This is a genomic window from Melioribacteraceae bacterium (assembly GCA_019638015.1).
Classification (GTDB): Bacteria; Bacteroidota; Ignavibacteria; order Ignavibacteriales; family Melioribacteraceae; genus JAHBUP01.
The window spans coordinates 821,327-835,660 of the sequence record JAHBUP010000001.1; the positions used below are offsets into that span (position 1 = coordinate 821,327).

The 14,334-nt window shown below is 36.5% G+C and carries 9 protein-coding genes; 8 read left to right on the forward strand and 1 reads right to left on the reverse strand.

The window, feature by feature from the left end:
* The 6 genes from KF816_03355 (at position 1) to KF816_03380 (ending at position 6,427) form a co-directional block, all read left to right on the forward strand.
* Entirely contained in the window at positions 1 to 1,281 is a 1,281-nt protein-coding gene (locus KF816_03355; protein MBX3007045.1) for a Gfo/Idh/MocA family oxidoreductase, read from the forward strand.
* A gap of 1 nt (position 1,282) precedes the next feature.
* Positions 1,283 to 1,525 carry a hypothetical protein gene (locus KF816_03360; protein MBX3007046.1) on the forward strand — a complete coding sequence of 81 codons (243 nt, stop codon included), beginning with the start codon at positions 1,283 to 1,285 and terminating at the stop codon, positions 1,523 to 1,525.
* Positions 1,526 to 1,767: 242 nt separating this feature from the next.
* Positions 1,768 to 2,565 carry a class II aldolase/adducin family protein gene (locus tag KF816_03365; protein ID MBX3007047.1) on the forward strand — a complete coding sequence of 266 codons (798 nt, stop codon included), beginning with the start codon at positions 1,768 to 1,770 and terminating at the stop codon, positions 2,563 to 2,565.
* Between the two features lie 39 nt (positions 2,566 to 2,604).
* Positions 2,605 to 4,104: a rhamnulokinase gene (locus KF816_03370; protein ID MBX3007048.1), complete on the forward strand. Its 1,500-nt coding sequence runs from the start codon at positions 2,605 to 2,607 to the stop codon at positions 4,102 to 4,104.
* Positions 4,101 to 5,141, forward strand: a complete 1,041-nt coding sequence (locus KF816_03375) for an L-rhamnose/proton symporter RhaT (protein MBX3007049.1) — start codon at positions 4,101 to 4,103, stop codon at positions 5,139 to 5,141. Before KF816_03370 ends, KF816_03375 begins: the two co-directional genes overlap by 4 nt.
* Before the next feature lie 17 nt (positions 5,142 to 5,158).
* Positions 5,159 to 6,427 carry an L-rhamnose isomerase gene (locus tag KF816_03380; GenBank protein ID MBX3007050.1) on the forward strand — a complete coding sequence of 423 codons (1,269 nt, stop codon included), beginning with the start codon at positions 5,159 to 5,161 and terminating at the stop codon, positions 6,425 to 6,427.
* A gap of 281 nt (positions 6,428 to 6,708) precedes the next feature.
* Here the strand turns inward: KF816_03380 and KF816_03385 are convergent, their stop codons facing one another.
* On the reverse strand, positions 6,709 to 9,459 hold the full coding sequence (locus KF816_03385) for a glycoside hydrolase family 78 protein (protein ID MBX3007051.1): 2,751 nt from the start codon (positions 9,457 to 9,459) through the stop codon (positions 6,709 to 6,711).
* A 230-nt stretch (positions 9,460 to 9,689) separates the two neighbouring features.
* On the opposite strand from KF816_03385, the gene KF816_03390 reads away from it, so the two are divergent.
* Both KF816_03390 and KF816_03395 read left to right on the forward strand, forming a co-directional pair.
* Positions 9,690 to 11,987, forward strand: a complete 2,298-nt coding sequence (locus KF816_03390) for a GH92 family glycosyl hydrolase (GenBank protein MBX3007052.1) — start codon at positions 9,690 to 9,692, stop codon at positions 11,985 to 11,987.
* A gap of 56 nt (positions 11,988 to 12,043) precedes the next feature.
* Positions 12,044 to 14,281 carry a GH92 family glycosyl hydrolase gene (locus tag KF816_03395; protein MBX3007053.1) on the forward strand — a complete coding sequence of 746 codons (2,238 nt, stop codon included), beginning with the start codon at positions 12,044 to 12,046 and terminating at the stop codon, positions 14,279 to 14,281.
* Positions 14,282 to 14,334 lie beyond the last annotated feature (53 nt).

The window sequence follows — 14,334 nt, forward strand, 5'->3', positions numbered from 1 at the left end:
ATGGAAGATTTATTCTCGATTAACCGGAGAGAATTTCTTAAAAAAATATCATTGTTTGGAGGCTCTTCAATTGCCCTCGCATCAATTCCCTGGTTGAAAATATTTGGTGATAATGTTTATGCTAAATCTGCTAGTGATAGGGTGCGGTTGGGTTTTATTGGTATTGGGGATCGGGGGAGTGCTTTACTTCAAAATGTTCAGGTGTTTGCGGAATTGTTAAATGTTGAGATTGCCGCGATTTGTGATAATTATGAGCCAAACTATCAACGCGCTATAAAAATGACAAATGGAAAAGCAAAAGCATTTTATGATTACCGCGACTTGATTAACATGAAAGATATTGATGGAGTAATATTAGCAACCCCACTTCATGAACATGCTAATATTACAATCGAATCATTGAATGCAGGCATTCATGTATTCTGTGAAAAAGCAATGGCACGTACTCTAGACGATACCAAAAAAATGTATGATGAACACATTCGTTCTAAAAGAATATTACAAATTGGGCATCAGCGTGTATTCAGTCCCGTTTATCTCGAGGCAATTAGTAAAATAAGAGACGGAGTAATTGGTAAAGTAACACACATGCGCGCATATTGGCATCGAAATGGGGAATGGCGCAGATCAGTTCCTCAAGGTAAGCCAGAACTAGAAAGAATAATTAACTGGCGTTTGTATGATGAATATTCTGCCGGATTATATACTGAGCTAATGTCACACCAACTACAAATCGCAAATTGGGTTAAGGATTCATTTCCAACATCAGTTGTATCTGCCGGAAATTTAACCTATTGGAAGAATAATCGCGAAGTTTATGACCATATCTCTTGCATCTTTACTTATCCTGATGAATCGCAATTTCTTTATGATTCAATTAATACAAACCGACATTATGGTTGCGAAGAACAAATATTTGGAGATAAAGGTACTATGGAACTTGAACTCAATAAAGTTTATTCAGAAACACCTCCATCTCCCCCAGCTATTCTTAAGTTGATAAATGATATTGAAAAAGACATATTCGAGGTAATTCCGATTGGAGGAGCTAGCTGGATTCCAGAAACTGCCATGAATTATAAAGGGGAATTCATTACTAATAATTATAAAATGGATGAAACAAAACTACAGCTTGAAGCCTTTGTAAGGTATATACGTAAAGGAGAAGCCCCAGAAGAACTTGCTGTTCAAGGATATTATTCAAGTATATGGTCGTTGCTTGCCGAAGAAGCCGCAAAAACAAAACAACTAATCACTTTAGATGATAAATACCGGATATAGGATGAGAGATATAGTTATTACAAAGAAGCAAATTAAAAGAGAACTGACCATCTGGTTGTGCTGTTTTGGAATAGCATTCATAATTAACTTTTATGCAATCTTTAAGTATGATACCCAATGGATAGAACTCTTTACTCAATTTCATGTTGTTTTAATTCTCTCCCTTTTTAATTTTTTTGTATTCGGAATAATCAGAATTGTCCTTTCATTTTTGATGAGTCTTCGTAAAAGTAGAGGAAAATAGTCTCTCTGCTCGGAGTATCTAGTAATTAAATAATCAGTAATTTATTTTAGAATTTACTCGACTTTTGATTGAATAAATGTAGCATAAAGTTAATTATTAGATGCTTTTAACTATTACCCCCAAGTTTTGGACGTACAAACCAGAATGTGATATCCAGTCTCACCGATATTCCCTATGTAAATTAAATTTATCTGAAAATGAATAAATGAAACAAATTAAAAGTTAATTCTTGGGAAACAGAAATGAGTACTGAAGTCGAGTTAAAACAGTTGATAGTTGAGATAGGAAAAAGGATTTGGATGCGTAATTATGTGGCCTCTAATGATGGCAACATAACTGTTAAGCTAAACAATGATGAATTACTTACCACGCCTACCGGAATAAGCAAAGGATTTATGACCGAAGAAATGATCATCAAATGTGACCTCGATGGAAATGTGATTTCGGGGGATAAAAGATATCGTCCTTCAAGCGAAGTCAAAATGCATCTCGAAGTTTATAAAGCGCGCCCTGATATTTATTCCGTTGTTCATGCTCATCCCCCTTTCGCGACAAGTTTTGCTGTGGCGGGTATTCCGCTAAATAAATGTGTTCTTCCAGAAGCGATTATTGTAATTGGAGCTGTTCCAATAGCTCCATATGGACTTCCATCAACAATGGAATTACCGGACAAGATTAAACCGTATTTAGAAAACTCGGACGCTATACTACTGGAAAACCACGGGGCATTAACTATGGGAATAGATCTACTAAGCGCATATCATAAAATGGAAACTCTTGAACACACTGCTAATATTGTCTGGAAAGCAATTCAATTAGGAAATTTAAATGTACTTTCAGAATATGAACGCGATCGATTGATGACACTGAGGGAAAAATTTAATATAGGTGGGAAAATTACACTGGGTGACTCTACCCCAATGTTGATAAATAAAGTAAAATCTGAAGAAAAATTTGATCTATCCAAAAATGAAATCATTGATGAGCTTGTTAAAAAAGTTTCCGAAAGAATTCTAGAGCAGTTAAAAAATTCGAAATGAAAATCTAATTATCATCTCAAAATTCAACGGGAATGATTAATGGAAAAAGAAAGAAAATTTATTGGTTTTGATCTCGGTGCAGAAAGCGGCCGCTGTGTTGTTGGTGTGTTAACTAACCAAAAGCTTACGCTAAATGAGGTATACCGCTTTACAACCCATAACATACAATATCAGAATGGATTTTATTGGGATATCCTCGCAATATTTCAAGAGATGATTGAAGGATTACGAAGAGCAAAAAAAGCATTCGGCTCTCATTTTGATGGAATAGGTATTGATACTTGGGGTGTTGATTATGTTTTGATTGACTCGGACGAAAGAATTCTCGGTTACCCTCATCATTACAGAGATAATCGGACCGACATGATTATGGAAGAATCGTTTAAAATTATTCCTAAAGAAAAAATATACAACAGTACTGGAATCCAATTCGCTCAATTTAATACTCTTTTTCAGTTGCTTGCTGAAAAGAAGAACAAACTGAACCTGCTTAATCATACAGATAAAATGCTGCTTATGCCCGATTTTTTAAGTTTTCTTTTAACAGGTAAAAAGAAAGCTGAGTATACAATTGCCTCAACAACAAATCTAATCGATCCAAATACGAAAAACTGGCATTGGGGCTTAATTGATGCATTTGAACTTCCCCGTGATATCTTTCCTGAGGTGGTTGAACCTGGAACCTTTCTTTCTCCCTTGCTAGAATCAATTTCCGAAAAGGTTGGACTGGATAGTGATATTCCAGTATACTGCAGCTCGAGCCATGACACTGCTTCGGCGGTCGTTTCTATTCCGTCAACAGGAAATGAGTGGGCATTCATCAGTTCAGGAACCTGGTCACTGATGGGGATTGAACTTAAAAATCCTATTCTAACAAAGGAAGCTATGTTATGCAATTTTACGAACGAGGGTGGTGCTGAAAATACTATACGGTTCTTGAAAAATATAATTGGTTTATGGCCACTTCAAGAGTGTAGGAGATTTTGGCTGGAAAAGGGAATCGAGTATTCATATCAGCAACTTACTGATTTAGCATTAGAAGTAAATAATTCAAATGCGTGGATTGATTTGAGTGACTCAAGCTTTTTAAAACCCGGTGATATGCCAAATAAAGTAATGAATTATCTGAAAGAAACAAATCAAACGGTTAAGGACGATGTTGGATTTATAATTCGAGTTATACTTGAAAGTCTGGCTTTTAGTTATAAATCCACAATTACTCAAATCGAAAAAATAACCGGTAAAAGGATTGATTTACTTCATGCGGTCGGCGGTGGAATTCAAAACGAATTATTAACACAGTTAACCGCAGATGCAATCGGCAGACCAGTAATTGCGGGTCCTATTGAGGGAGCGATAATTGGAAATATTGGGACTGTAGCAATTGCATCGGGAGCCGCTAATAATATTGCCGAGTGGCGGAAAATTGTCGCAAACTCTTTCGAAATGAAAAAGTTTGAGCCTGCTAATTCAAATTATTTTCATCAGAATAAAAATACATATGGAGCTATTCTAAAGGGTGGAGAAAATATTCTATGAATTCATTATTCGGTTTATTGTTAATGGCAATAGGAAGTGCGTGTGCGGCAAGTTTTTATGTGCCAATTAAAAAAGTGAGAAACTGGTCGTGGGAATCTTACTGGATCGTACAAGGAGCTTTTTCCTGGGTTTTAGCTCCCTGGATTTTTGCATACTTCACCGTACCAAATTTGGGTGATGTTTTGAGTGGTGCCCCAGTTAATTCAATTTTGAATACAATATTCTTTGGCGCGTTATGGGGTGTAGGCGGATTAACATTTGGATTGAGCATGCGCTTTCTGGGTGTTGCTATGGGGCAATCAATTGCGCTTGGGTTTTGTGCAGCTTTCGGTACACTTGCCGCTCCAATTATTGAAGGGGGCAATTTATTCAAAACTCATGAAGGTATTATGATATTGATCGGGGTTTCAATTTGCATTGTGGGAATTGCAATAGTTGGTTATGCGGGAGCCTTACGTTCAAACGGTATGTCGGAAAAGGATAAGAAAAATGCAATCAAAGAATTTGCGCTAAAGAAAGGATTGCTGATCGCAATTTTAGCCGGAGTAATGAGCGCGTGTTTTAGTTTAGGTCTTACGGGAATTTCGGGTGTAATTGACGCTGGGAACAAAGTGAAAGAGGCTGCCCAATTCTATGGAACCGATCCATTATTTGTTTCTAATCCAATTTACATTCTTGTAATGTTTGGTGGATTCCTCACAAACTTTGTGTACTGTATTTATCTCAACTTTATAAATAAAACATTTACAGATTATACCAATACAATTCCATCAGTCCTCGCAACCAATGTTTTGTTTTGCCTTATTGGAGGAACGCTCTGGTATTTGCAGTTTTTCTTTTTTGGAATGGGGCAAAGCATGTTACCCCAAGCCATGATTGTATTCGGTTGGAGTATCCTTATGGCAATGAATATTCTGTTCAGTAATGTTTGGGGAATAATTCTTAATGAATGGAAGGGAGCCGATGCAAAAACAATTTCAGTTTTGGTGTTGGGATTGTTGGTTCTAATTTTTTCAACCTTTGTGATAAAATTTTAATAGCACAGGAGTTTCTCATGAAAGATGTTAAGACGATTGAAAAGACTTATCAACTTGCAAAAGCACAGTACGCTGAATTAGGCGTTTGTACCGATGAAGCCATTCAAAAAATGGAACAGGTGAAAATTAGTTTACATTGCTGGCAGGCCGATGATGTAGGAGGGTTCGAAGCTCCGGACGCCGAACTTGGCGGCGGCGGTATTCAGGTTACCGGCAATTATCCCGGAAAAGCAAGAACAATTCTGCAGCTGAGAAATGATATTGAAAAGGTGATGAGATTGCTTCCCGGAAAACAGAGATTAAATCTACATGCGATTTACGGAGATTTTAATGGTGAAAAAGTTGATAGAAATGAAATTGAGATTAAACATTTTCAAAGCTGGATCGATTGGGCTAAAAATCTCGGCATAGGTCTCGATTTTAATCCAACCTGTTTTTCTCATCCTTTTGCCGATGATGGTTTTACACTTTCAAGTAAAAATGAATCACATAGAAAATTTTGGATTGAACATGTAAAACGCACCCGCAAAATTGCGGCAGAAATGGGAAGACAATTAGGTATACCGACAGTAAATAATATCTGGATACCGGACGGGTCCAAAGATATTCCTGTAGATAGAAACACTCATAGATCAATACTAAAAAAATCTTTAGATGAAATATTTGCTGTAGAATATCCAAAAGAATATCTGCTCGATTCGGTTGAAAGCAAATTGTTCGGGATTGGTTCTGAATCTATGGTTGTTGGTTCTCACGAATTTTATTTGGGCTATGCGGTTAAGAATAATAAACTACTCTGTTTAGATACCGGACATTTTCATCCAACCGAACAAATTGGTGATAAAATATCTTCGGTATTGCAATTCGTTGATGGGTTGCTATTACATGTCAGCCGCGGTGTCCGCTGGGATAGCGACCATGTTGTTATTTTTAATGATGAGCTGCAATTAATCGCTCAAGAAATTATAAGATGCAATGCTTTGGGTAGAGTGAATATAGGACTCGATTATTTCGATGGCAGCATTAATCGTGTTGGGGCTTACGTTATAGGAACAAGAGCCGCGCAGCTAGCATTTCTTTATGCATTACTTGAACCAATTTCCAAACTCAAACAATTTGAAGAATCGGGTAAAAACTTTGAAAGACTGGCTTACTTAGAATTACTCAAGACCAAACCCTACTCCGCTGTTTTTGATTATTACTGTTTAAAAAATAACGTCCCTGTAGGGGAGGATTATATTACCGAGATTCAAAAGTATGAGAATGAAGTCATCAGTAAAAGATAATTCACTTTAATTTTTTCGGATACGAAATTGTCGCCCAACTAGGGTATGGTTCTCTTAACAGAATAGATTCGTTATCGCAGTATTGGTTTGAATAAAAAAGCTTGATCCGCATTTTATTTTGAACCAAGCTTTAAAGAGGTTAGTAACTACTTTTAATTAAAATACCAATTCTTTGCTTCTTCTGAAGTTCAGGTTTTTTCTTGAGCGGCAATTGAATTAATACCAAATACAATCAATAAAAGTTTTGTCGATACTATTTTACCTCTCATTCACCGCTCTGTTTATTTGACTTCAAAGTGATATTTACCTGAGCCAAGATTTAATAATGTTCTTCCGGCTTCAACTTTTACAAACTGGAATTCAGAAACAGTGTCTATAGACTTACCGCTTTCAGTTATATTTTCTTTTATAGCCGTTGGCAAGTAAACGCTGGCAGTTGTGTTTGCAGGTATTTCAATATCAAGCATAATAATTCCATTCTGCAGTTTCCATGAGGATTTTATTACGCCATAAATTGAATTGTACTCTGCTTCAGCGAAAGTCAATTTAGTATTAATTAGGGGTTTAAAAATTATATTTTTATAGCCAGGTTTTTCTGGATCAAACCCAATTCCCGCAACGTCACTGTACAACCATTTCCCAACGGCGCCATAAGCGTAATGATTAAAGGAATTCATTCCCTCGCTTTGAAATGTTCCGTTTGGTTTAATTCCATCCCAGCGTTCCCAAATAGTAGTTGCCCCCTTAGTAACAGGATAGAGCCATGACGGATATTGTTTTCTAAATAATAGCTCGAATGCCAAATCCTGATAGCCAAAATCTGAAAGAATTTTTGATGTATGAGATGAACCTAAGAATCCGCTTGTTATATGTCCAAATCTTTTTACATCTTCAGCTAATCTTTCAGCGGCAATAGATTTATAATTGTCCGGAACTAAATCAAACGCAAGAGCCAGCAAGTACGCTGTTTGTGTATTTGAGCCTATTCTTCCTTTCTCTGTTATAAATTCTTTTTGAAAAGCATTCTTAATATTTTTCATTAAAACGAAAAATTCCTCAGCATCATTATTTTTTTCAAGAATGATTGCAATTTTCCGTATCAAACTTGTTGAGTAATAATAATAGGCTGTTCCAATTAAATCCTTGTCGGTAGTAGCTCCCGGGTAATCCGATTTTGTTGTCGCGAAGGCCAGCCAGTCTCCGTAACCTACTCCCTTACTCCAGATGAAGGATTCACCAGCTTGTTTTTTTAGGTAATTAATCCAGCTCTTCATTGATTCATATTGAACTTCCAAAATTCTTTTATCGCCATAGTTTTGATAAATAGTCCATGGAATCACTATTCCGGCATCAGCCCATCCGGCGGCGCCCCCTTCGTTGGGTAGAATATTTGGAATTACATGAGGAATTCTGCCGTCACTAAATTGATCGGCAATAAAATCTTTCATCCATTTTGTAAAGAAACTTGCCGCGTCAACATTAAAACATGCTGTTGGCGCAAAGACCTGCGCGTCGCCGGTCCAACCTAATCTTTCGTCGCGCTGAGGGCAGTCGGTTGGTACATCTAAAAAGTTGCCACGCAAACCCCAATAAATATTTTTCTGAAGCTGATTTACTAATGAATCGGAACATGTAAAATATCCGGTCTGCTTCATATCAGAATGAATTACTTTACCTGACAAATCAGCTAAATCTATTTCCCCTTTATAATCACTAATTGAAACGTATCTGAATCCTTGAAAAGTAAAGCGTGGTTCATAGGTCTCAACCCCTTCGCCTTTAAAAATATATTCAATTTTTTGTTTCGCCTTGCGGAGATTGTCAAAATACATATTCCCTTTTTGATCAAGGACTTCGGCGTGCTTTAAAGTAATTTTATCTCCAGAATTACCCTTTAATTTGAATTGTACCCAGCCGACCATATTCTGCCCAAAATCAAATACTGTTTCTCCGTTTGGTGTTATAAATTTTTTAATAGGTTTAATTGTTTCGGTTATTTTAACCTCTTCTCCCTCTGATGAAACAAGGTTTTTATTATCGAAATATTTTATTTCAACGCCACTCCAGCTTTTATCATCATAATTTGGTTTGTCCCAATCATTCTTTTCTAGACGCGCATCATAAAATTCACCATCATAAATGCCAGACATTAAAATAGCTCCAGTAGAAGATTTCCAAGAATCATCTGATATAATTGTTTCGGAAGAGCCATCAGCAAATTCAACGACTATCTGTAATAAAAGCGCAAGTTTATCCCCATAATTGTTTTTAGCGTAATCCCACTTTAATGGTCCTCTGTACCAGCCGTCGCCAAGAATTACTCCAGCGGCGTTTTTCCCGGAAGTTAAATTTGAGGTTATATCATAAACCTGATACTGAAGCCGTTTGTTGTAGCTTGTCCAGCCAGGTGTGAACAATTGATCGCTGACTTTCTTCCCATTTAAGTGAAATTCATAAAGACCATGACTTGTTACATAGGCACGGGCATTCTTAATCTTTTTGTTTAAGGAAAACTCCTTTCGCAGCATTGGGCAAGGGTTATAGCCATTCTCATTTTCGATTAATTTTGGCTCAATCCATTTTGCTTTCCAATCAGCTGAATTTAAAAGTCCCATTTCCCAAAAGGCGGGTTCGCTCCATTTTGTTTGACTTCCATCATTTCCCCAAATTTTAACCTGCCAGTAAATTCTTTCTTCGGAAAATAATTTTCTACCGGCATATTCGAGTTGATTTGATTGATCCGAGATAATCTTATCAGTATCCCAAATTAGGTTTTTATTTGACTTTAGATCAGCGGCTGATTTCGCGGCTTTAATGTGATAAGCCTTTTGCATAAAATTTCTTTTATTCGAAATAATTTCCCAACTAAGTCGGGGGCTCTGTGTTTCAATTCCAATAGGATTCGTTTTATACTCTGTCCGCAAATTGGTAATTTTTTCAGAATCGGCTCCACTCAAATCACTGAAAAACAACGCAATCGTGATAATGACAAAAAAACAGGTGTTCTTATAAATCGACAGATTAGTTTTCATGAGAGAGTCCATTAAAATATTAAATATGTAATTTTAGAAATAGTGAATTAAGCAAGAAAAAATACTATTAAAAGGAACTTTGAAAAGTAATAATAGCCCAATTAATTTGATAAAATTTGGTTGAGTGTACATATCTTAAGTGTAATGGTTAAGGGGACAATTATTGAACGATATTATTAATTAAATTAGTATTCGCGGAATAATATAATTCAATAAAATGGACCTCATCTATGAAAAAAATACTGTTATTTATGATCGCTTTTTGTACTCTTCTTAATGCGTACAATGAAAGTTCAAATAAAAATAAATCTAAAAATCTTGTGGAGTTCGTTAATCCGCTTGTAGGTACCGATTCGGAACGACTCCTCTCAAATGGTAATACCTACCCGGCAATAGCACTACCATGGGGAATGAACTTCTGGACTCCACAGACCGGGAAAATGGGGAACGGTTGGCAGTATACTTATGATGCTAATAAAATTTGCGGATTCAAACAAACGAGACAACCATCCCCCTGGATAGGCGATTATGGGGCTTTTTCGATAATGCCCTTAACTGGAACATTAAAAATAAATGAGGAGGAAAGGGCCGCCTACTTTAGTCATAAAAGAGAAATTGCAAAACCATATTATTATCAGACTTACCTCGGTGATCATAATGTGTGGGTTGAAATAACTCCTACTGACCGATCAGCACAGTTTCGAATAAAATATCCTAAATCTGAAAGCTCATATCTTCTAATTGACGCATTCTTTAAAGGGTCGTATGTAAAAATCTTTCCAAAAGAAAAAAAGATAATTGGGTATTCCAGAAATAATGAGGGGGGCGTACCAGAAAATTTTCATAATTATTTTGTTATCTATTTTGATAAAGATATCGATTCAACTTTTACCTGGAACGAAAAAGATATTTACCCGGAAAAGCTAGAAGAAAAGGGGAATCATGTTGGTGCTGTTCTCAAATTTAAAACTAAGCAAAATGAAATTGTCAATCTGAAAATAGCATCTTCGTTTATAAGTTATGAGCAAGCGGAATTAAATCTGCAAAGAGAAATTTGGAACGATTCGTTTGATGAGACGATGAATAAGGCAATAGAGACCTGGAATAAGGAACTTAGCAGAATTGAAATAGAAGGGGGAACGGAATCTCAGCTTATCACTTTTTATACCGCATTGTATAGAACATTATTGTTTCCCAGAAAATTTTATGAGTTTGATAAGGACAACAATATTATTCATTATAGCCCTTATAATGGAAAAGTACTGCCAGGTTATATGTTTACCGATAATGGGTTTTGGGATACCTTCCGAGCAGTATTCCCATTTTTTACGATTATGTATCAAGATATGAATTCAAAAATAATGGAAGGACTCGTTAATACGTATAAGGAGAGCGGATGGCTTCCTGAATGGGCAAGTCCAGGGCATCGGCGAAGCATGATCGGTTCAAATTCGGCATCAATAATAGCCGATTCATATTTAAAGGGAATTAGAGGTTATGATATTAACACTCTATATGAAGCTATCCTTAAAAATTCCGAAAACGAAGGACCGATAAAATCTGTTGGGCGACAGGGGGTTAAATACTATAATTCGCTGGGATACATTCCGTATGATGTTGGCGTTAATGAAAATACCGCAATAACATTAGAGTATGCCTATGCCGATTTTACAATAATGAAGCTTGCACAAGCACTAAAAAGACCTCAAAGTGAAATTGATTTATTTGCTAAACGAGCAATGAATTATAAAAATGTCTTCGATCAATCAACCAATTTTATGCGCGGAAAAAATCAGGATGGAAGCTGGCAAGCACCATTTAGAGCAGATAAATGGGGTGATGCTTTTACAGAAGGATCGGCGTGGCATTATACATGGTCGGTCTTTCACGATCCGCAGGGATTAATAAATTTAATGGGAGGGAGAGAAAAGTTTATAAGTAAACTTGATTCTGTTTTTACAACTCCGCCGACATTCGATTTTTCCTATTACAAAAGACAGATCCATGAAATTACTGAAATGCTAATTGCTGGTATGGGGCAATACGCGCATGGCAATCAACCAATTCAACACGCAATTTATTTATACAATTATGCTGGCGAACCATGGAAATCTCAAAAATGGGTTAGAGAAACTATGGATATATTATACACACCAAATCCGGATGGATTATGTGGTGATGAGGATAATGGACAAACATCCGCTTGGTATGTGATGTCGGCCGCCGGATTTTATCCGGTTTGTCCGGGAACTGATCAATATGTTTTAGGGTCACCTCTATTTAATAAAATTACTTTTCATCTTGAGAATGGAAAAACTTTTGTAGTAAATGGAAAAAATAATTCAGCGGAAAATGTTTATATAAAAAACGCTTCTCTTAACGGAAAAAATTATACAAAGAATTTTATTCGTCAAGATGATATAATGAATGGGGGCACATTAAATTTTGAAATGAGTGATATTCCAAATTATAAAAGGGGAATCAATCTAGCTGATTTCCCATACTCGTTTTCAAATCAGAAAAAGTAAATAGCTGTTGTAGTAATATTTTAGGTTGATGCAAATTTTCGGAAGGAATGATATTGATGAAGCCGTATAACTTACAATCAGTGTATTTGTTAATGATTTTGTTATTCTATTTTTCCGGTTGTTCTAATGTTGATGTAACAAAATATGTTGATCCCAATATTGGCGGAGTTGCCCCATTGTTAACAACTAAAACTCCCACTGTTCATAGACCTCATAGTATGGTTCGAGTTTTCCCCGTAACAAAGCCCAGATTAAATGACCGCTATTTGAGCGATAAAATTTATGGTTTTGCTTTAAACATGCCGGCATACAGGATGGGACACGTGACCGAATTAATGCCGATAAGTGGAAAACTTATCATCAATAAAAATGAATACGCTTCTTTATACGATCACGATTTGGAGGAAGTTCACCCCTGGTATCACAAAGTTTTGTTGGAGGATTATGAAATCAGCGCAGAGTGGACAACAACCGAACGAACAGTTTTGTATAAATTCCAATACAATTCGAGCGATACCAATAGAGTATTATTTAAATCCAGCCGTAATGCTCATCTAAGAATTATAGATGATTACTCAATTTGCGGCTGGGAAGAGTTTGAAAAGACAAAGCAATACTTCTTTGCGAGTTTTAACACTCCATTTTTTAAGTCTGGTGTATTCAATTCTAAAAATGAAATTCGATTTAATTCTGAGATTTCCGGGGAAGCTGTTGGATTGTTTCTAAACTTTGGGAAAGAGGTGAAACAAGTTGAAGTGAGAATTGGAATCTCTTTCATTGATGAAAAACAAGCGGAAGAAAATTTAATAAAGGAAACTTCAAATAAAAGTTTTGAGGATGTAAAAAAGAATAGTTATTTAATTTGGAAGGATGCCCTCGGCAAAATTAAAATTGAAGGGGGAACCGAAAGGGAAAAAAGAATTTTTTATACTTCCTTGTACCGTTCCATGGAACGAATGGTTAACATTAGCGAGTACGGAAGATACTACAGCGGCTACGATAAAAAAATTCACAAAGATGATGGAAGACCATTTTATGTTGATGACTGGCTTTGGGATACCTATAGAAGTCTTCATCCGTTAATGCTTATTATTAATCCGTCTCAGCAAGCGGATATGATTCAATCGTATATACGAATGTATGAACAAAGCGGCTGGGTGCCGGGATTCCCGCAATTCTATGGTGAGTTCTCCGCAATGATCGGGTTTCATTCAGCGGCACTGGTCTGGGATACTTATCAAAAAGGTGTAAGAAATTTTGATGTTGAAAAAGCTTATGAAGGATTAAAGAAAAATGCTACTAAAGCAACAATGGTTCCCTGGAGAAGCGGAGAAATGTGCTCGCTCGACAGTTTTTATGTTGAGAATGGATTCTATCCTGCATTGGCTGAAAATGAAAAAGAAACAGAGTTATTGGTTGATGATTTTGAAAAACGTCAATCGGTTGCTGTTACACTTGAACATAGTTATGATGACTGGTGTCTAGCGCAATTGGCAAAAGCTCTCGGCAAAAATTCCGATTATGAATATTTTATAAAACGTTCACAGAATTACCGGAATTTATTTAATCCGGCTAACGGATTTTTTGCGCCTAAATCCGCAGATGGAAAATGGATTGAACCTTTCGATCCTCAACTCTCCGGTGGAATTGGAAACAGAATGTATTTTACAGAGAATAACGCATGGACCTGGAATTTTAGCGTTCAGCATGATATTCCCGCTTTAATAGAGTTGCTCGGAGGTAGAGAAAAATTCATACAAAAAGTTGACGCGATTTTTAATGAAGCTCCCCGCTCAAAATGGAAGTTTATGGGGCAGTCACCGGACGCGACCGGATTAAATGGAATGTTCGTAGCTGGCAATGAACCATCGATGCATATTCCATATCTGTATAACTACGCCGGAGAAGCATGGAAAACTCAGCGCCGCATTAGAGAAGTGATGAATATGTGGTTTGATGACCGCCCTCTTGGAATTCCGGGTGATGAGGATGGCGGTGGATTATGCTCGTGGTATGTTTTTTCAGCTATGGGATTTTATCCGGTTACTCCCGGGAGTGGTGAGTATGCAATCGGGACTCCATTCTTTGAAAAAATTTCAATTCAGCTGCCGACAGGAAGCGTGTTTAAAATTGAGGCGTTAAATCATTCAAGAAAAAATAAGTATATACAATCCGCTGAATTAAACGGTATAGAACTTAATCATGCTTTTTTAAAACATGCTGATATCAATAATGGAGGGACTTTAAAATTCATTATGGGTGATAGACCGAATAAATCCTGGGGTGCTAATTAATTTGAGGATGACTTTTAAAATAAGTTATATTTTTTTCAATTGGTTAAATAGGT